General features: G+C 59.1%; 14 protein-coding genes. 7 read left to right on the forward strand and 7 right to left on the reverse strand.

Annotated features, from left to right (window positions below; all coding sequences use genetic code 11):
* Positions 1-5 precede the first annotated feature (5 nt).
* Positions 6-395: a hypothetical protein gene (locus BLV61_RS20295; RefSeq protein ID WP_090467115.1), complete on the forward strand. Its 390-nt coding sequence runs from the start codon at positions 6-8 to the stop codon at positions 393-395.
* On the opposite strand, the gene BLV61_RS20300 is transcribed toward BLV61_RS20295, so the two are convergent.
* Both BLV61_RS20300 and cra read right to left on the reverse strand, forming a co-directional pair.
* Positions 396-1,172 (reverse strand): TatD family hydrolase, encoded by a 777-nt coding sequence (locus tag BLV61_RS20300; RefSeq protein WP_090467116.1) that lies wholly within the window; start codon positions 1,170-1,172, stop codon positions 396-398. It abuts the gene before it with no gap.
* A 3-nt stretch (positions 1,173-1,175) separates the two neighbouring features.
* Positions 1,176-2,171 carry a catabolite repressor/activator gene (cra, locus tag BLV61_RS20305; RefSeq protein ID WP_090467118.1) on the reverse strand — a complete coding sequence of 332 codons (996 nt, stop codon included), beginning with the start codon at positions 2,169-2,171 and terminating at the stop codon, positions 1,176-1,178.
* Between the two features lie 292 nt (positions 2,172-2,463).
* On the opposite strand from cra, the gene ptsP reads away from it, so the two are divergent.
* Genes ptsP through BLV61_RS20320 form a run of 3 tightly spaced genes read left to right on the forward strand, consistent with a single transcriptional unit; the run spans position 2,464 to position 8,017 of the window.
* A complete protein-coding gene (gene ptsP / locus BLV61_RS20310) occupies positions 2,464-5,325 on the forward strand; it encodes a phosphoenolpyruvate--protein phosphotransferase (protein WP_047537556.1) in 2,862 nt (953 codons plus the stop codon).
* Positions 5,325-6,266 (forward strand): 1-phosphofructokinase, encoded by a 942-nt coding sequence (gene pfkB / locus BLV61_RS20315; protein WP_047537557.1) that lies wholly within the window; start codon positions 5,325-5,327, stop codon positions 6,264-6,266. Before ptsP ends, pfkB begins: the two co-directional genes overlap by 1 nt.
* A gap of 11 nt (positions 6,267-6,277) precedes the next feature.
* Entirely contained in the window at positions 6,278-8,017 is a 1,740-nt protein-coding gene (locus tag BLV61_RS20320; protein WP_047537560.1) for a PTS fructose-like transporter subunit IIB, read from the forward strand.
* Positions 8,018-8,142: 125 nt separating this feature from the next.
* On the opposite strand, the gene BLV61_RS20325 is transcribed toward BLV61_RS20320, so the two are convergent.
* Positions 8,143-10,671, reverse strand: coding sequence for a PepSY domain-containing protein (locus tag BLV61_RS20325; protein WP_047537562.1), 2,529 nt, complete (start codon positions 10,669-10,671; stop codon positions 8,143-8,145).
* A gap of 248 nt (positions 10,672-10,919) precedes the next feature.
* On the reverse strand, positions 10,920-13,238 hold the full coding sequence (locus tag BLV61_RS20330; RefSeq protein WP_047537565.1) for a TonB-dependent receptor: 2,319 nt from the start codon (positions 13,236-13,238) through the stop codon (positions 10,920-10,922).
* Positions 13,239-13,445: 207 nt separating this feature from the next.
* Here BLV61_RS20330 and BLV61_RS20335 point away from each other — a divergent pair, with 207 nt between their 5' ends.
* Positions 13,446-14,126, forward strand: a complete 681-nt coding sequence (locus tag BLV61_RS20335; protein WP_047537568.1) for a Fe2+-dependent dioxygenase — start codon at positions 13,446-13,448, stop codon at positions 14,124-14,126.
* A gap of 57 nt (positions 14,127-14,183) precedes the next feature.
* Complete coding sequence (locus tag BLV61_RS20340) at positions 14,184-14,924, forward strand: tetratricopeptide repeat protein (protein ID WP_425272125.1); 741 nt, start codon at positions 14,184-14,186, stop codon at positions 14,922-14,924.
* 91 nt (positions 14,925-15,015) lie between these two features.
* Here the strand turns inward: BLV61_RS20340 and BLV61_RS20345 are convergent, their stop codons facing one another.
* The 3 genes from BLV61_RS20345 to BLV61_RS20355 form a co-directional block, all read right to left on the reverse strand.
* Entirely contained in the window at positions 15,016-16,029 is a 1,014-nt protein-coding gene (locus BLV61_RS20345) for an alpha-xenorhabdolysin family binary toxin subunit B (RefSeq protein WP_047537570.1), read from the reverse strand.
* A gap of 77 nt (positions 16,030-16,106) precedes the next feature.
* Positions 16,107-17,288, reverse strand: a complete 1,182-nt coding sequence (locus BLV61_RS20350; protein WP_090467120.1) for an alpha-xenorhabdolysin family binary toxin subunit A — start codon at positions 17,286-17,288, stop codon at positions 16,107-16,109.
* Positions 17,289-17,486: 198 nt separating this feature from the next.
* The gene (locus tag BLV61_RS20355; protein ID WP_047537576.1) at positions 17,487-18,650 is read right to left on the reverse strand and encodes a type III PLP-dependent enzyme; all 1,164 of its coding nucleotides are present in this window, start codon (positions 18,648-18,650) and stop codon (positions 17,487-17,489) included.
* Here BLV61_RS20355 and BLV61_RS31000 point away from each other — a divergent pair.
* The gene (locus BLV61_RS31000; RefSeq protein WP_139213639.1) at positions 18,649-19,212 is read left to right on the forward strand and encodes a hypothetical protein; all 564 of its coding nucleotides are present in this window, start codon (positions 18,649-18,651) and stop codon (positions 19,210-19,212) included. The two genes, BLV61_RS20355 and BLV61_RS31000, sit on opposite strands and share 2 nt — an antisense overlap.
* The last annotated feature ends 9 nt before the right edge of the window (positions 19,213-19,221 follow it).

A 19,221-nucleotide genomic window follows, 5' to 3' on the forward strand; every position in this document is an offset into this window, starting at 1 on the left:
TTTCTATGCCTGTTGCAACCCTTGGAATCCAGGGACGCTGCGCCCATTGCCAGCGCACATCGCTGCTTGAGTCCTGGCAGATCAACGCCATTGCAATCAACGAAGCGTTCAGATGCACACATTGCCGAAAAACCTTGCAACTGAACGACCCGAAACAAATCAAGCGCTTCAAGTCGCTTGATTCCCTGGCCATGTTGAAGGCGAGCCTGCTGGTGATGATTTGCACCGCTTTACTGGTGGCGCTGGTGCTGGAGTGGCTTGGCATGATCAGCGTTCTGGAACAGCTCAATTTCTCGCTGCTGGCGATTTTCGTCTACTTCATCGCCATGCGCTTTGCCCGTCAGCGTCAGCACATGACATTGATTCTTGAGGCCGCCAAGGCTCACGCCGACTGACTACCAGTTGAACAATTCACAGGCATTGGCCGTGCTGACCGCCGCCAATCGCTCAGGGCTGATCGCCATGATGCTGGCCAGTGCCGCGCAAATGGCGGGCAAGTGCGCCGGGCTGTTGCGTTGACCGGGGTACATGGCGGGTGCCATGTCCGGTGAGTCGGTTTCCAGGACCACTGATTCTAGCGGCAGCTCGGCGAGGACACGGTGCATGCGCAGCGCTTGGGGCCAGGTCGCGGCGCCGCCCAGGCCGAGCTTGTAACCGAGCTTGATGTATTCGCGCGCCTCTTCCTTGCTGCCGGCGAAGGCGTGGATGATGCCCGCGCGTGGCAGGCGAAACCGCTTGAGCGTGGCAATGACCGCCGCATGACTGCGTCGCACATGGATCAGTGCCGGCAGATTGAAATCCGCGGCCAGTTGCAGCTGTGCGTCGAACAACGCTTGCTGGCGTTCGCGGTCGAGGGTTTCGATGAAGTAATCCAGGCCAATCTCGCCCACTGCGCACAACTGTCGGTGACCGGCCAGACGGGTCAGCCACTCACCGAGTTCGCGTAAATCATCGGGCTGATGATCGTCCAGATACACGGGATGCAGGCCGAACGCGGCATGCAGGTCGGGATCGCTTAGCACCAGATCCCAGACGCGCTGCCAATTGCCCTGATATACCCCCAGCACCACTATCCGCCGTACCCCGAGGGCTCGGCTTTCGACCAGCAGCGCCTGACGATCCTTGTCGAAATCGGGAAAGTCCAGATGGGTGTGGCTGTCGATCAGCTCCACGGTTCAGTCCTGGCGGATACGCTGCTTGAAGGTGCGCGGGATGGCCTGCACGCCGGGTTGGTAATCGGAGTGCTCGATGGCCGCCAGGGCCAGTGCAAGGGCCTTGTCGGCAATCAGCTGATGTTGCTGGGCCATGGCATTGACCGGCAGAGGCAGGAAATCCAGCAACTGAGTGTCGCCGAAAGTGCCGAGGCGCAACGGGCGGTTTTTCAGCGGGAAGTCGTGCAAGGCATCGAACACGCCCTGCAACAGCACATAGGACGTGGTCACCAGTGCTTCGGGTAAATGCCCTACACGCTGGAGTAATTCTTCCATCAGTTGTTTGCCGCATTCGCGGCTGAAGGATTCGCCCTGTTCGATCAGCACCTCGCCGTTGAAGTCCTTCAAGGCCTCTTTGAAACCGGCGGCACGTTCCTGGCTGATGCTCAGTTCGGGGCGGGCACCGATCAAGGCGATTTGCTTGGGCAACGGGTCCAGCAGGCTGCGAGTCAGTTGCAGGCTGGCTTCCCGGTCGTCGCTGATCACCGAGCAGAAGTGTTCAGGCTCCATGACACGGTCGATCGCGATGATAGGAATCCCCTTGGCTTGCAACTGGCGATAGCTGTCATCGCCCGGAGGCAGGCAACTGGCAACGATCAGGGCATCGCAGCGGCGGGCGCGAAACAGCTTCAGCAATTGGCGCTCGCTGTCCGGTGCGTCGTCGGAACTGGCGATCAGCAGCTGATAGCCGCGAGCGCGTGCGCCTTGTTCCAGCAGTTTGGCGATTCGCGCGTAACTGGGGTTTTCCAGATCCGGCAAAATGAACCCCAGGGTGCGGGTGTGCCGACTGCGCAGCCCGGCGGCCTGGGGATTGGGCGTGAAGCCATGTTGCTCGACGACTGCGCGTACACGTTCGACGGTAGCGCTACTGATGCGTTGCTGTTCGGCCTTGCCATTGATGACGTAGCTGGCGGTGGTAACAGACACACCGGCCAACTGGGCAATATCACTGAGTTTCAACCCGGGATTTCCTTGTTTTTTCGAGCTTGCCTCGACAATTTTGCCAATCCTAACCGATTCACGCAGGCGATCCCGCCTTCACGCAGCCGACAAGTTGGACTTCAAGGATGGGCCATTATCGAGTAACGTGCCAATCAATCTAGATTAAACGTTTCAGCAAGCGTATTTTCTACGTTATGAGCGCCTTAGGCCGGTTCTGCCACGAAACCGCTGAAGACTGTCGCAGGACAAGCGCCTAAGCTGAATCAATCAAAACAATACCTGGTGCCAACAGGTGCCAAAAGGAGAAAGCATGCTCGAGCTCACCATAGAGCAGATATCCATGGGCCAGTCGGCTGTGGATAAGTCCGCAGCCTTGCAGTTGCTGGCCCGGCATCTGGTTACCGATGGTCTGGTTGCCGAGGGTTATCTCGCTGGCCTGCAGGCGCGTGAAGCCCAGGGCTCGACCTTTCTCGGTCAAGGTATCGCCATCCCCCACGGCACCCCGGAAACCCGCGATCAGGTATTCACCACGGGCGTGCGCCTGATGCAGTTTCCCGATGGCGTTGACTGGGGCGACGGGCAGATCGTCTACCTGGCCATTGGCATCGCCGCCAAGTCCGATGAACACCTGCGCCTGCTGCAACTACTGACCCGCGCCCTCGGCGAGACCGATCTGGGCCAGGCCCTGCGCCGCGCCAGTTCCGCCGAGGCCCTGCTGAAACTGCTGCAAGGTGCGCCGCAAGAATTGGCGCTGGATGCGCAAATGATCGGCCTGGGTGTGGCAGCCGAAGATTTTGAAGAGCTGGTCTGGCGCGGTGCGCGTTTGTTGCGTCAGGCCGATTGCGTCAGCAACGGTTTCTCCGCCGTGTTGCAACAGGTCGAAGCACTGCCCCTGGGCGATGGCCTGTGGTGGCTGCACAGTGAGCAAACAGTCAAGCGCCCCGGTCTGGCGTTCGTGACCCCGGACAAACCGCTGCGTTACCTCGGTCAGCCGCTGAACGGGTTGTTCTGCCTGGCCAGCCTGGGTGAGGCCCATCAAGCGTTGCTGGAACGACTGTGCGCGTTATTGATTGAAGGTCGCGGCCATGAATTGGGCCGTGCCACCAGCTGCCGCGCGGTGCTTGAAGTGCTCGGCGGTGAACTGCCGGCGGACTGGCCGAGTACGCGGATCGCGCTGGCCAATGCCCACGGTTTGCATGCACGGCCGGCGAAAATCCTCGCGCAACTGGCAAAGAGTTTTGAAGGTGAAATTCGCATCCGCATCGTCGATGGTCAGGACAGCGCGGTGTCGGTCAAGAGCCTCAGCAAGCTGCTCAGCCTCGGCGCCCGTCGTGGTCAGGTGCTGGAAATCATCGCCGAGCCGAGCATCGCCGCCGATGCGCTGCCTGCGTTGTTGGCTGCCATCGAAGAAGGCCTCGGTGAAGAAATCGAGCCGCTGCCGCCCGTCAGCCAACCGCGTGAAGAAATTGTCGAGGCGGCCCAGGTACTGCTCGCCCCGGCGTCCGGTAGCGTGATTCAGGCCATCGCCGCCGCGCCGGGAATCGCCATCGGCCCGGCGCATATTCAAGTGCTGCAAGCCATCGAGTACCCGCTGCGCGGTGAGTCCGCCGCCATCGAACGCGATCGGCTCAAGCAGGCGCTGGCGGATGTGCGGCGCGACATCGGTGGTTTGATCGAACGCAGCAAGGCCAAGGCCATTCGCGAGATTTTCGTCACCCACCAGGAAATGCTCGACGACCCGGAATTGACCGATGAAGTCGACACCCGTCTCAAGCAGGGCGAAAGCGCCGAAGCGGCCTGGATGTCGGTGGTCGAAGCGGCGGCCCGGCAACAGGAAGCGCTGCAGGACGCCTTGCTTGCCGAACGCGCTGCCGATTTGCGCGATATCGGTCGTCGGGTGTTGGCGACGCTCTGCGGGATCGAAACCCCGAGTGAACCCGAGCAACCCTACATTCTGGTGATGGACGAAGTCGGTCCATCCGACGTTGCGCGTCTGGACCCGACTCGCGTGGCCGGTATCCTCACCGCCCGCGGCGGCGCTACTGCCCACAGTGCGATCGTGGCCCGAGCGCTCGGTATTCCGGCGTTGGTCGGTGCCGGTCCGGCCGTGTTGCTGCTGGCGCCGGGCACGCCGTTGCTGATCGATGGCCAACGCGGTCGCCTGCACGTGGATGCCGATGCCGCAACGCTGCAACGGGCCACTGACGAACGCGACACCCGTGAACAACGATTGAAGGTGGCCGCTGAACAGCGCCATCAACCCGCCTTGACCCGCGACGGCCATGCGGTCGAAGTGTTCGCCAACATCGGTGAAAGCGCTGGCGTGACCGGTGCGGTGGAGCAGGGGGCCGAAGGCATTGGCCTGTTGCGCACCGAACTGATTTTCATGGCGCACCCGCAAGCGCCGGACGAGGCGACCCAGGAGGTCGAATACCGGCGTGTCCTCGATGGCCTGATGGGTCGCCCCCTGGTGGTGCGCACCCTTGATGTCGGCGGCGACAAACCGCTGCCCTATTGGCCGATCGCCAAGGAAGAAAATCCGTTCCTTGGGGTACGTGGCATTCGCCTGACCTTGCAACGGCCACACATCATGGAAACGCAGTTGCGCGCCTTGCTGCGCGCGGCTGACAACCGTCCGCTGCGGATCATGTTCCCGATGGTCGGCAGCGTCGATGAGTGGCGCCAGGCCCGGGACATGACCGAACGCCTGCGTCTGGAAATCCCGGTCGCGGACCTGCAACTGGGGATCATGATCGAAGTGCCGTCGGCGGCATTGCTGGCGCCGGTGTTGGCCAAAGAGGTGGACTTCTTCAGCGTCGGCACCAACGACCTGACGCAATACACCCTGGCCATCGACCGTGGTCATCCGACCTTGTCGGCCCAGGCCGATGGTCTGCATCCGGCGGTATTGCAACTGATCGACATCACCGTGCGCGCCGCCCATGCCCATGGCAAGTGGGTCGGTGTCTGCGGTGAACTGGCGGCCGACCCGCTGGCGGTGCCGGTGCTGGTCGGGCTCGGTGTGGACGAGTTGAGCGTGTCGGGGCGCAGCATTCCCGAGGTCAAGGCGCGAATCCGTGAACTCAGCCTGAGCCAGACCCAAACCCTTGCCCAAGCGGCGCTCGCCGTGGGCAGCGCCAACGAAGTGCGCGCATTAGTGGAGGCCCTGTAATGGCCAGGATTTTAACCTTGACCCTCAACCCGGCGCTGGACCTCACCGTCCAGTTGCCGCGCCTGGAGCCGGGTCAGGTCAATCGCAGTGATGTCATGCACACCCATGCCGCCGGCAAAGGGTTGAACGTGGCGCAGGTATTGGCGGACCTCGGGCATCAACTGACGGTCAGCGGATTTCTCGGTGAAGACAACCTGCAAGCGTTCGAAACCCTGTTCGCCAAACGGAATTTTGTCGATGGGTTTATCCGCGTGCCGGGGGAGACCCGCAGCAATATCAAACTGGCGGAAAGCGATGGTCGCATCACCGACATCAATGGCCCGGGGCCGCAGGTCAGCGCGACGGCCCAGCAGGCCTTGCTTGATCGTCTTGACCGGATCGCTCCGGGGCATGATGCCGTCGTCGTCGCCGGCAGCCTGCCTCAGGGCGTGAGTCCGCAATGGTTGCAGGCGTTGATCCTGCGCTTGAAAGAACTCGGTCTGAAGGTCGCGCTCGACACCAGCGGCGACGCCTTGCGGGCCGGGCTCAAGGCCGGTCCATGGCTGATCAAGCCGAACACAGAAGAGCTGGCTGAAGTGCTGGGTTGCGAGGTGGTATCTGTCACCGCGCAGGCCGCAGCGGCGAATCGTTTGCACGCGCAGGGTGTCGAGCATGTGGTGATTTCCCACGGAGCCGATGGCGTGAACTGGTTCAGCGTCGGTTCGGCGCTGCACGCCACGCCACCTAAAGTCAGCGTCGCCAGTACGGTGGGCGCGGGCGACTCGTTGCTGGCGGGGATGCTCCACGGCCTGGTCAGCGCCGACCTGCCTGAGCAGACCTTGCGCCGCGCCACGGCAATTGCCGCGATGGCCGTCACGCAGATCGGTTTCGGTATCAGCGACGCGGCGCAACTGGCGCAGCTCGAACAGGGTGTGCGCGTGCGTCCCCTGACAGAACAATAAGAGGGTTGGTCATGAAATTAGCCATTGTTACTGCCTGCCCGAACGGCATGGTCACCAGTGTGCTGTGCGCTCGTCTGCTGGATGCAGCGGCCCAGCGTCAGGGCTGGAGCACCAGTGTCGAAGTGAACGACGCGGCGCATCCTGAACGGCAATTGTCGGCGGCGACGATCGAGGCCGCCGAGTGGGTACTGCTGGTGACCAGCGCCCCGGTGGACATGTCGCGATTCGTCGGCAAGCGGGTGTTCCAGAGCACCCCGGCGCAAGCCCTGCAGGACGTCGAGGCGGTGTTGCGCCGTGGCGCCGAAGAGGCTCGGGTATACGTTGCACCCGAAACCGTCGCCGCACCGGTTGCAGTGAGCAAAAACGCACCGCGCCTGGTCGCGATCACGGCATGCCCGACCGGCGTCGCCCACACTTTCATGGCCGCCGAAGCCTTGCAGCAAGCGGCCAAGCGCCTGGGTTACGACCTGCAAGTGGAAACCCAGGGCTCCGTTGGGGCGCGCAATCCGCTGAGTGCGCAAGCCATCGCCGAGGCCGACGTGGTACTGCTGGCTTGCGATATCGAAGTCGCCACCGAGCGTTTCGCCGGCAAGAAAATTTATCGCTGCGGCACCGGCATTGCCCTCAAGCAGGCCGAAGCCACGTTGAACAAAGCGCTGGCCGAAGGCACGCAGGAAAGCGCCGCCAGCGGCGCCAATGGCCCGGTCAAGGCCGAGAAGACCGGCATCTACAAACACCTGCTGACCGGCGTGTCGTTCATGTTGCCGATGGTGGTGGCGGGCGGCCTGATGATTGCCTTGTCGTTTGTGTTTGGCATCACTGCGTTCAAGGAACCGGGCACCTTGGCGGCGGCTTTGATGCAGATCGGCGGCGAGACCGCGTTCAAGCTGATGGTGCCGTTGCTGGCGGGTTACATCGCTTACTCCATCGCCGACCGTCCGGGCCTGGCGCCGGGGATGATCGGCGGGTTGCTGGCGAGCTCCCTCGGTGCCGGTTTTATCGGCGGGATCATTGCCGGTTTCCTCGCCGGCTACGCCGCCCAGGCGATCAATCGTTATGCGCGTTTGCCGCAAAGCCTTGAAGCGCTCAAGCCGATCCTGATCATCCCGTTGCTGGCCAGTCTGTTCACGGGCCTGGTGATGATCTACGTGGTCGGCAAACCCGTGGCCGGGATGCTCGAAGGGCTCACGCATTTCCTCGACAGCATGGGCACCACCAATGCGATCCTGCTGGGCGTGTTGCTGGGCGGAATGATGTGCGTCGATCTTGGCGGGCCGATCAACAAGGCGGCCTATGCGTTCTCGGTCGGGCTGCTGGCCTCGCAGAGTTATGCACCGATGGCTGCGACCATGGCGGCCGGCATGGTGCCGCCGATTGGCCTCGGCATTGCCACGTTCATCGCCCGGCGCAAGTTTGCCCAGACCGAGCGCGAGGCGGGTAAAGCGGCGCTGGTGCTGGGATTGTGCTTCATCTCCGAAGGGGCGATTCCGTTCGCTGCCAAGGACCCGTTGCGGGTGATTCCGGCGAGCATCGCCGGTGGCGCGCTGACCGGCGCGTTGTCGATGTATTTCGGCTGCAAGCTGATGGCGCCCCACGGTGGATTGTTCGTGCTGGCCATCCCGAACGCGATCAACCATGCGTTGCTGTATTTGCTGGCGATCGTGGCGGGGAGTTTGTTGACGGCGGTGGTGTATGCGCTGGTCAAGCGGCCTGAGGTGACGGAGTTGGCGATCGAGCCCGTCAGCGCCTGATCCCCACCCTGTAGGAGCGAGCCTGCTCGCGATGGTGGTCAACGATAACGCGGGGAATCTGATAGTCCGCGGTGTCTTTGAGTTCATCGCGAGCAGGCTCGCTCCTTCAGGGGGGTTGTGCCGCGTCAGTAAACGTCGCGGCGGTAGCGGCCCTGTTCGATCAGGCGTTCCACTTCGGCAGCGCCGAGTACATCGTTGAGCACTTGATCGACTCCCGAAGCCATGCCCTGCAAGCTGCCGCAGATGTAAATCACCGCACCTTCAGCCAGCCACTTCTTCAATTCCGCGGCTGATTCGCGCAGGCGATCCTGCACGTAGATTTTCTCCGCCTGATCCCGCGAGAACGCCAGGTCCAGGCGCTGCAGATCTCCCGAAATCAACCACTCTTCCAACTCGTCCCGACACAGATAGTCGTGTTCCCGATTGCGCTCGCCGAACAACAGCCAGTGACGTTGTTGGCCGTCGGCAATCCGCGCTTTGAGCAGGCTGCGCAGCCCGGCCAGCCCGGTACCGTTGCCCAGCAGGATCATGGGCACGGGGTCTGACGGCAGATGGAAACCACTGTTGCGGCGCACACGCAGGTGGATGGTGCTGCCCACCGGCGCGTGTTCGGTCAGCCAGCCGGAGCCGACGCCCAGGCTGCCATCGGGGTGCAGTTCCTGGCGAACGATCAGCTCCAGTACGCCATCGGCGGCAATCGAGGCAATGGAGTATTCGCGCAGGGCCAAAGGCACCAGCGCATCCACCAGCGCCTGGGCATGCAAACCGACCAGATGCGCCCGATTCGCCGGCAGTTGGCGGCTGGCGAGGGCTTGCTCCAGAGGCTGCGACCGGCCATCGAATTCAATCGTGGCGCGACCGTCAATCCCCATGCCGTCGAGGAAATGCTCGATCGCCCAGGAGCCATTGCGCGGTAACACTTCCACCAGATCGCCTGCCAGCCAACTGCTGGTGGTGGGCGGTTTGAGGCCCAGCAAGTACACGGGCGAGCCGCTGCTGTCCGGGTTGAGCAACTCGCGACGAACCAGCGGCCAGTTGTCATAGCTCGGAGCTTGCCAGGTGTCGACCGGTGCTTGTCCGGTCAGCAGCCCCAGTTGTTGCTGCCAGTGACGCAAGGCGTAAGGGTCGCCGCTGTCGACTTCCACCGGGGGGAACAGGGTCTTGCCGCCGTGTTCGCCCAGCCAGCTGTGCAAGCGCCGGGCAAAGCCGCAGAAGTGTTGATACTGCCGGTCGCCGAGACCGAGCACCGCGTAGTTCAAGCTCTCCAGGCTCGACGCCCGCCCCAGCACCTTGCGTTCAAAACCACGGGCGCTGTCCGGTGCCTGGCCGTCGCCGAAGGTGCTGACCACGAACAGCGCGTTGTTCGAACTCCGCAGGTCCTGCTCGCTGACAGTCGCCAGCGGTAGCACTTTCACTGGCAGGCCGGCCGCTTGTAATTGGCCGGCCGTCTGCCAGGCCAGTTGCTCGGCAAAGCCACTCTGGCTGGCGAAACTGATCAGCCACGCCGGGGCATCGCCACCGGGTTGGGCGAGGTCTTTACGGGCGTCTTTGATCTGGCGTTTTTTGCGGCGACGATCGAGGTACAACAGCCAGCCCGTGACGAAAAACAGCGGCATGCTCAGCGCGGCGATCGTCAGGATGATCCGCCCGACGATGCCGAAGTAGCTACCGACGTGCAGCGCATAGAGGCTGGTCAGCAATTGCGCCTTGAGGCTCTTGTCGCTGTAGCGCTCGTGCCGTTTGATTTCGCCGGTGACCGGATCGAGGGTGATCTGGTTCAGCGCGCGGTCATGGGGTGAGTTTTTCAGCAGGTAGAACACGGTCGCCGGTTGCCCGGCGACGGGCGGCATGCGCGTGTTATAGAAGCTCAGGTTGGGACCGGCAGCGCTATAGATACTCAGCCACATGGCCGAATAATCGGCCGTCGGCGCCGGACCGCCAGGCGCCGGGCCACGACCACCGCGAACGCGCTCGTTCTGCGGCGAATCGGAGAGCAAACGGGTCAGGCCCTTGTTGTACCACTCGTAGGACCAGGACAACCCGGTCAAGGCGGCCAGGAGGTAAAACACCAGGCACCAGGTGCCGGCGACCGAGTGCAGGTCCCAGTTGAAGCTGCGACCTTTTTTCTTCCAGTCGAGGGTCAGCCAGGCGCGCCAGCTTTTCCATTGGCGGGGCCAGCGCAAGTACAGGCCGGAGAGGCAGAAGAACACCAGGATCAACGTACAGGCCCCGGTGATTTGCCGACCGGTATCGCCCATGGCGAGGAAACGGTGCAATTGCAGCATCAGGCCGAAGAAGTCCTGGCCAGTGGCGTCGCCCAGCAGCTCGGCGGTGTAAGGATCGAAGTAACGCATCGGTCCGCGACGTTGGCCCGGTGGCGGTGTGAAGAACACTTTCGCGGCAATGCCGCTGTCGATGTCGACCGAGAGCCCCGCCACTTTGTTGCCCGTGGCCGTTTCGATCTTCTCCACCAGTTCGGCGGGCGGCAGCACCCCGGCGACCTGCTTGTGGACCTGCAAGACCGATGGGTTCAGCGCATACAGGATTTCATCCTGAAACGATACCGTCGCCCCGGTGATGCCCATCAGGGCCAGGACGAGTCCGGCGCTGATGCCAAAAAACCAGTGCAACTGGAACAGGGTTTTCTTCAACACGTCGCTCGCCTTGTTCGTTCAAAAGTCATCACGGCGCGCATTATGCCGTGGGTTGTCGAGAAGCATTCTTTTTTACACGCAAAAGCCCCGTTCATCTGGATGAACGGGGCCAGGCGCTGTTTCGGCCTTCACCCTCCTGTAGGAGCGAGCCTGCTCGCGATGGTCGTCAACGATAACGCGTAGAACCTGACACCCCGCGTTGTTCTCCAGTCCATCGCGAGCAGGCTCGCTCCTACAGAGGTCGCGTATCAGAAGTGGAAGTTGGTGCTCAGCAAGGCAGTACGGCCCGCCGCCTGGTTGGCGAAGTGAGTCGAGAAGGCCTTGTCGTAGTAGGTTTCGTCGGTCAGGTTCTGCACGTTCAGTTGCAGGTCGATGTTTTTGGTCAGCTTGTAGGCGGCCATTGCATCGTAACGAACGTAGGAATCGACCATGGTGGTGTTGGCCACGCTGCCGAACACGTCATCGACGTAGAACGCGCCGCCGCCGATGGTCAGCTTCGGCGTGACCTGATAGGTCGTCCAGAGGCTGGCGCTGTTTTTCGGCGTGTTAGGCAGTTCGTTGCCATCGTTGGCCTTGCCCAGCGGACCGCCATCGATCTGTTCGCTGTCCATGTAGGCGTAACCGGCGAAGACCTGCCATTTGTCGGTGATTTTACCGGTAGCCGACAGTTCAACACCTTGAACGCGGGTTTTGCCGACGTTTTCATAGGACGTGGTGTTGGTCTGTACCCGGGCGTTTTCCTTCTCGGTGCGGAAGATATCGGCGGTCAGCGACAGACGATCGTTCATCAGATCCCACTTGGTGCCGATTTCGTAGTTCTTGGTGGTTTCCGGCTCCATGTCGCTGCTCAGCAGGTTGCCGTTGCGATCAGGCGTGCCGCCCAGCGGGTTGCCTTCCTGACCGTCGCCGAGGGTAGTGCCCGGTGGGGTGGCGGACGTCGCGTACGACGCATAGATGCTGCCGTTCTCCGCCGGTTTGTAGACCACACCGAATTGACCGGTCACGAATTCACTGACGTCGTCGCCCTTGGAGGTGGTGGTGCCGGCGTTGGTGTAGGTTTTGTAGCTCGTGTCGAAATGGTCGTAACGCAGGCCCATGTTCACCAGCCATTGTTCGGACAGCTCAAGCGTATCGAACGCGTACAACGCATAGGTGTCGGCCTTGGTGTCGGTGCCGGCGTAGTTACGTGAGATGGCACCGTTCCACGGATCGCTCGGGATCGGGTTTGCCAGCGAAGTACAGTTGTATCCGCTACGAGGACCAATCAACGCAGGACTGCAATTGGTGGTCGCGGCGGCTGTTGCCGGGGTGGTATCGGTGTTGACGTTGTACGAGGATTTCTGGCTCTCCTCGTGGGTGAACTCGATACCGGTGGCGAAACTGTTCTTGAACCCGGCGATATGGAAATCGCCGAACAGATCGGTCTGGTTCGTGGTCGTTTCGGTGTTGCTCACGCGGGTGTTGGCACGACGCCAGACGCTGCCGTTGTTGACGTTGCCCTTGCTGTCGTCCGGCTGGGTCAGGATGTAGTCCTGCATGCTGGTGCCGTGGCGCAGGGTGTTCTTGACGGTCAGCGCGTCGTTCAGGTCGTGCTCGATGGCGATGGTCGCGGTGTCGGTGCGGCCCTTGCGGAAATCGCGGTTGTCCAGGCCGTAGAAATTGCTGCTGTCGCCGCCGTCGTTTGGTTTGTCCGGGTTGGACTTGGTGCGGGCAGCGGAGCCTGCAGTCGGAATGGAGTAGGGGATACCCGAGTCCGGCGTGTCGTTACTTTCCAGATGGTAGTAATCGAGATTGACCCGGGTATCGGTGCCCAGGCCAAAGGCCAGCGACGGAGCGACGCCCCAGCGATCGTAATCGACGCTGTCGCGGCCGGCGACGTTGCTTTCATGGCTCATCAGGTTCAGACGGCCAGCGGCGGTGTCGGAGAACTGATAGTTGCCGTCCATGGTGTAACGCTGGGTCTGGTCAGAACCCCAGGTAAAACCACCGTCGAACGAATCGCCCAGGTGCGCTTTTTTGCTCACCAGGTTGATGCTGCCGCCGGCAGCGCCACGGCCGCCAATGGCCGAGTTCGGTCCTTTGCTGACTTCGATCGATTCAACGGCGAAGATCTCCCGGCTCTGCGAACCGGTATCGCGCACGCCGTCCAGGTAAGTATCGCCCTGGGCATCGAAACCACGAATGAACGGACGGTCGCCTTGTGGGTTGCCGCCTTCACCGGCACCGAAGGTGATGCCGGGAACGGTACGCAGCGCGTCCTGCATGTTCATGGCGCCGGTGTCCTTGAGCACTTGCTGCGGGATCACTGTGATCGAGCGCGGTGTGTCCACCAGCGGCGCGGTGTACTTGGGCGAGGAGGCTTTTTCGACGTTGTAGGAGGTCTGGTCTTGCGCTTCGCCGGTGATAGCGGTTGCACCGAGGGAGATGGTGTTGCTCGGTGCTTTCTCGTCGGTCTTTTCAGCCGCGAATACCATGTGGCCCGCGGAGCCGGCGGTGATCGCCATACCAATCGCAGAGGCGAGTAGACGCGGTGAACTGACAGGTAGCTGTGGTTGTTGGCGTGACATTTTTATTCCCCTCCCCAAGGATTTGAGGCGGCGGAATATAGGGTAAATACGTATTCGTATCAATTGCGAAACATTACTATTCGCGATGAATTTACATTCTTTACAATTTACCCTTACGGTTTTTACCGTTTCATTCGTCTGGCGGGTTTTACACAGGCAATAAGAATCAATACCATTGGCGCCCCTTTGCTTTCTGGTGCCTTGCCCATGTTGCTGCACATCCCCGGCTTATTCGAAAAAGAAGAAGTGCAGCGCATTCGCGAGGCTCTGGAGCAGGCCGATTGGGCGGACGGTAAAATCACTGCCGGTTACCAGTCAGCCAAGGCCAAGCACAATCTGCAATTGCCGGAAGGCCATCCGTTGGCCAAGGAGATCGGCGCGGCGATGCTGGAGCGACTGTGGAAAAATCCGCAGTTCATGTCTGCCGCGCTACCGCACAAAGTCTTTCCTCCGTTGCTGAACTGTTACACGGCCGGTGGCAGTTTCGATTTCCATATCGACAACGCCGTACGTCAACCCAAGGGCAGCATTGAGCGGGTGCGAACCGATCTGTCGGCAACAGTGTTTTTCAGCGAGCCTGCGGATTACGACGGCGGCGAACTGGAAATCCAGGACACCTACGGCACCCAGCGCGTGAAGTTGCCGGCCGGTGACATGGTGCTGTACCCCGGCACCAGCCTGCACAAGGTCAATGCGGTCACTCGCGGAGCCCGCTACGCTTCTTTTTTCTGGACCCAAAGCCTGGTGCGCGAAGACAGCCAGCGTGCGTTGCTGTTTGAAATGGATGGCGCGATTCGCCAACTGACCCAGGACCTGCCCGACCACCCTTCGCTGATCCGCCTGACTGGCACCTATCACAACCTGTTGCGCCGCTGGGTCGAGGTGTAAGTGCTGGACTTCAGGTCGCACCGCGAAGAGATTCTCGACACTGATGCGCTCAACGCCATGCTCGATGAAAGCCCGGCCCGTGCCGCCCAGGCGATTCTGCTTGCCGCCCGTGCAGGGCTTCTCGATGCACAGGCCTTGCTGGGACAGATTCTGCTGGAAGGGCGGGGCATCGCTCGGGATCAGTCACTGGCGGTGCGCTGGTTCGGGATCGCCGCCCAAGGCGGACATCTGATGGCGCGCAATATGCTCGGTCGATGCCATGAACATGGCTGGGGTTGCACGGCCGATGCTGCAATCGCTGCCAGGCATTATCGTCAGGCCGCCGAGGGTGGGCTGGATTGGGCGATGTACAACTACGCCAATCTGCTGGCGACCGGGCGTGGGGTCATCGAGGATCAAGCACAGGCGCTGAAGCTGTATCAGCGCGCCGCCGAACTCGGGCACGCCAAATCGATGAACCTGTTGGGGCGCTACCTCGAGGAAGGCCAGCACTGCCCGGCTGACTCGGCTGCGGCATTTGAGTGGTATCGACGTTCTGCCGAAGGCGGGGATTTTCGGGGGCAATTCAGTTATGCGTCCGTTCTGGCGGACGACGGGAGAGTCGAGGAGGCATTGTTGTGGCTGCACCGGGCGTTGGCGGCCGGCAATCTGAACTTCCTGCGCGTCAGTAGCCGAACGCTGTTACAGGCTCCTCATCCGCAACTCCGGGCGTTGGCGCAGGACTACCGACAACGCGCTGCTCACCTGGAAGGCGAGGCGCTCAGAGCCGAGGCTGGAGTGATGAGTTCTCTTCAATAGGAAGGTGCCATCCAGGTGGAGCGAAAAAGCACGGTTTGCTTTTTCGCTCGTATTGTCCTGATCGGCTGAGGCCAACCGGATGGATCCCGGTTTAGCTGCGCCATTCCTTGCGAAGGCTGTTCAGGTGCGCCACGAACACATTTGTCTGCTCGATGAAACGTTTAACAACGGCGTGCAAGTCGTCTGAAGCTTCGTAGCTGTTGATCTGCAGAAATTTTTCGACGGATTCGGTGAGCGTGCTTATTTCATGCGTATAAGTCTCTCTTGGGTTTTTGATCGCTTGCAGTTCCAGTAATTGAAACTTTCGATCTTCCAGTGTTTTTAGCTCTTTCTTGATGCCGGCGAGATTGAGGCGACGATTATCCAGTTTTGTTTGAGTCTGGCGCCTGGCTGTGACCAGATTGTCATACTTGATGGCGTTGCTGACCAAATCCAGGATTTTTCCGGCCGCGCCAATACCTGCTTTAACCAGTTCAAGTTGAGGTGCGGACAAATTGAGAGCCGCCAGTTTTTCGAGGCTGAGAAAAACATCTTTTATCAAGGAGAAGGTGTCGGTTGCTTCAATGATCTTGATGGCCTCGTTCAGCGCCGTTTCATCGGTTACCAGACGTTCGATGGCACTTTCCTCTTCGGAAAGTTGCGGGGAGATTTTGAGGATCGATGTGTCCAGTTCATTGATTCGATATTGGTTGTCGCTGAGCGTAACGGCCTGCAGATTTGTCAGGCTGTTGTTGAGTTCTGTGAAGAGCTTAAGTGTCTCGGTGGTGGAGTTGCCGATCAGCGATTTTATTTCGCCATAAAAACTGTCAATGGCTTCTTTCTGTTCGCTTGTCGGGTTCTCGTTTTTAAGGTTTTCGATGATGGTGTAGTACTGTAGAATTTCACTTGTTTGCAATGCTGAAGGTATCAGGGTGATTGCTTTAAGTGCCTGGGCGTCAGTAGTGTTTATTTCTTTTTCCAGTCCTTTCAGCTCTTCGGCGAGTACGGGTAAGTAAAGGTTGCCGAGTGTGCGGATCTTGTAATTGAGTTCCTCCCTGCTTTTGTAAATCTTGTTCATGTCGGGTGCAGGGTACTGAAACGAGGTGTCGATGGTGTGTACGGTCATGGTGATCTCGATGTCTAAAAGATGGATGCATGATGATTAATAAATATCGCAAAGGCGCTTTATTTGCTTTCCAGGTCTCAGGACTCATGTGATGCATTGTTAAAGGCGGTCAATAAATCACCTGCCTGTTTCTTGATCGCTTTCCAATTCTCCGTCATGCTGGTCAACCTCGAAACGAAAGACACCAAGTACATGGCGTTGGTCACACCATCGAGTCTTTTACTGGAAGACTCGACATAGGCCTGGATAAGTTCCCAGAGGCTTTCCAGATTCGACGAGCTGCCCGAGGCGCCCTCCACCCGGACCTGCAGGTCCTGGAGGTTGGTTTCAAATGCGAGCAGCGATGCAAGGAATGTGTTGGTTGTCGCAAGTTTTTTTTCGATATCGCGCCGTTCGTCAGTCAGCTGGTCCAGTTCATTTCGTGCCTGCTGGGCTTTGCTGCCGTAAATCGACGAGGTGATAATAAAACCGACGACCCCGCCGATAACACCCCACCATTTATTTCTGCTGTATTCTGCGATTTCCGCGTTTTTTTGATCGATCCTGGCGTTAATGACGTCAAGTCGTTGGTTGTATTGTTTTATTTCATCGCTAAAATTCTGACTGTTGCAAAGGGTGATTTTTAAACCGAGTTCAGGTTTGATAATGTTTGTTATGCCGTGTTTGAAATCGGTTATTGCTGTTTTTGTGAGTTTTGTGCTTTGGCTGTGCGCGGTGATGACGATTTTAAGTTCGTCGACCAACTCAAGTAAGGTCGGGATTTTTTTCTTCTCTTCCCCGGTTAATATGATCTCTGGGAGCTTGTCGATTTCTTCCGGGGGTAGACCGCCAATTTTGCCCACGCCACTCACATAGCTTGGAAGCGTCTTGAGGTATTCAATAATGGCTGTGCAGTTAGATGTAATGTTATCGGAAAATACGTGAAGGTCAGAACCGACGGCCTTCATGCTGGATTCAAGTGCTGACCAGGTTCCAGCATGATCTTTCATTTTCATGAATAAAAGTTGCAGGTCAGCCGATTTGAGGCCGCTGATATTCAGCTGGTCTAATTTGTGAATCTGCTCGATTTCTTTTTCGTCGATAGGGAGTTCTAGCCCGCCCTTGACGTAGCGTTTGATCCTCCGTACGTCTTCGTTCGTGACTAATAGTCCTGGATCTCGCTCGACGCCAGGGAGGGTTCCGGAGACCGCGTCCATAAATTCAGTGGTAAGTTTGTTAAGGTCTTCGGAAGTTATCTTTAATTCTTGAGTGGCTAACATGAAAATCCTTTTTTATGTTTTAGCATTGTGAAATTGATTTTATTGCAGGCGAAAAGTAGCGCTGATTGTTATTAAAGTTAAGTGCATAAGGTTTTCAGTGTGTGTCGTATAAAACGAACAGGCGGAGGCGTATTATTTTGGAAGAAATAAAAAAGGCCTGTGAATATTCACAGGCCTTTTTGGTGTGACTCGCGAGACTTAGACGTAATACGACTTCAGCGGTGGGAAGCCATTGAACTCAACGGCGCTGTAGCTGGTGGTGTAGGCACCGGTCGACAGCCAGTACAGGCGATCACCGATGGCCAGGTTCAGCGGCAGGCCGTACTTGTAGTTTTCGTACATGATGTCGGCGCTGTCGCAGGTTGGGCCGGCGATGACGACTTCTTCCATCTCGCCTTTCTTCTCGGTCCAGATCGGGAACTTGATGGCTTCGTCCATGGTTTCGATCAGGCCAGAGAACTTGCCCACATCCGTGTACACCCAACGCTCTACAGCGGTACGGGATTTACGGGCGACCAGTACCACTTCGCTGACCAGGATGCCGGCGTTGGCGATCAGCGAACGGCCGGGTTCCAGGATGATTTCCGGCAGGTCGTCACCGAAGTCTTCCTTGAGGAAGCGGATGATTTCTTCAGCGTAGGTTTCCAGGCTGTTGGTGCGGGTGATGTAGTTGGCCGGGAAGCCACCGCCCATATTGATCAGCTTCAGTTCAATGCCGTCTTCTTCCTTCAAGCGCTCGAAGATCACTTTGACCTTGGCGATTGCCGCGTCCCAGACGCTGATATCGCGCTGTTGCGAGCCGACGTGGAACGAGATGCCGTAAGGCACCAGACCGAGGTCGCGGGCGAGAATCAACAGGTCCATGGCCATGTCGGTCTGGCAGCCGAATTTACGCGACAACGGCCAATCGGCGGTGGTCGAGCCTTCGGTCAGGATGCGCACATAGACTTTCGATCCCGGCGCAGCCTTGGCGATGTTGCGCAGGTCGGCTTCGGAGTCGGTTGCGTAAAGACGCACGCCCTTCTCATAGAAGTAGCGGATGTCCTTGGATTTCTTGATGGTGTTGCCGTAGCTGATCTGGTCGGCGCCGACGCCACGGCTCAGCACTTTGTCCAGCTCATAGATCGAGGCGATGTCGAAGCTCGAGCCTTTTTCCTTGAGCAGGTCGATGATTTCCACGGCCGGGTTGGCCTTGACCGCGTAGTAGACCTTGGCGAATTCGAAACCGGCGCGCAGGTCGTCATAAGCCTGGCTGATCATTGCGGTGTCGATCACCACGAACGGGGTTTCTTGCTTGTCGGCGAACGCCTTCATTTTTTGAAAGGTTTCGCGCGCGAAATAGTCTTCGACCTGGATCGACATGCTGGGAACTCCTACTGGCAAACTAAAATTATCAATGGGTGCAAATGAACGTCCTCCGTATCCCCACTTTGGTTCGCCTACTTCCCAAGGCATGTCGCCGAAAGCAAAAAGGCCATGGGTAGCGTTGCTTCCCTTGGCCTTGCTGTCTCGTCGTCAGTACTTGAGCCGGATGGATCGTTTCCAGCATGGACGTTCGGCGCGAACTTTAGGGCGTGAGGGGCTTGAGATCAACAAAAAATGTCGCGTTTTTGCACTCGTCTGTCGCACGGCAACGGCACAGTCCTTTTTAACTGACACAGATGACAGCCGGATGTTCCGGATGATTTATGAAGTGTTAAAAATACCTGCACGTTCGACGCTTTTGTGCGCCAAGTCTCTAGAAAGTGCAATGTCGTCAACTTCGGCGACGTTGGCTGCGAGAATCTGGACTGAGAGGGAATTTGATTATTTAAGTGTGTGTTTGTGGATGGCTTTTGCAGGCTCTACTGTTGATATTTTTTTCCGGCCTGTGAATCACTCAAAAATCGCACAGAACCTGTGGGAGCCAGCCTGCTGGCGATGACAATTTCAT

The organism is Pseudomonas mohnii (genome assembly GCF_900105115.1).
Taxonomy (GTDB): Bacteria; Pseudomonadota; Gammaproteobacteria; order Pseudomonadales; family Pseudomonadaceae; genus Aquipseudomonas; species Aquipseudomonas mohnii.

Coding starts and splice junctions, on each gene's coding strand:
- BLV61_RS20295 (WP_090467115.1), top strand. CDS start 6: ATGCCTGTTGCAACCCTTGGAATCCAGGGACGCTGCGCCCATTGCCAG.
- ptsP (WP_047537556.1), top strand. CDS start 2,464: ATGCTCGAGCTCACCATAGAGCAGATATCCATGGGCCAGTCGGCTGTG.
- pfkB (WP_047537557.1), top strand. CDS start 5,325: ATGGCCAGGATTTTAACCTTGACCCTCAACCCGGCGCTGGACCTCACC.
- BLV61_RS20320 (WP_047537560.1), top strand. CDS start 6,278: ATGAAATTAGCCATTGTTACTGCCTGCCCGAACGGCATGGTCACCAGT.
- BLV61_RS20330 (WP_047537565.1), bottom strand. CDS start 13,238: ATGTCACGCCAACAACCACAGCTACCTGTCAGTTCACCGCGTCTACTC.
- BLV61_RS20335 (WP_047537568.1), top strand. CDS start 13,446: ATGTTGCTGCACATCCCCGGCTTATTCGAAAAAGAAGAAGTGCAGCGC.
- BLV61_RS20340 (WP_425272125.1), top strand. CDS start 14,184: ATGCTCGATGAAAGCCCGGCCCGTGCCGCCCAGGCGATTCTGCTTGCC.
- BLV61_RS20345 (WP_047537570.1), bottom strand. CDS start 16,029: ATGACCGTACACACCATCGACACCTCGTTTCAGTACCCTGCACCCGAC.
- BLV61_RS20350 (WP_090467120.1), bottom strand. CDS start 17,288: ATGTTAGCCACTCAAGAATTAAAGATAACTTCCGAAGACCTTAACAAA.
- BLV61_RS31000 (WP_139213639.1), top strand. CDS start 18,649: ATGCTGGGAACTCCTACTGGCAAACTAAAATTATCAATGGGTGCAAAT.
- BLV61_RS20355 (WP_047537576.1), bottom strand. CDS start 18,650: ATGTCGATCCAGGTCGAAGACTATTTCGCGCGCGAAACCTTTCAAAAA.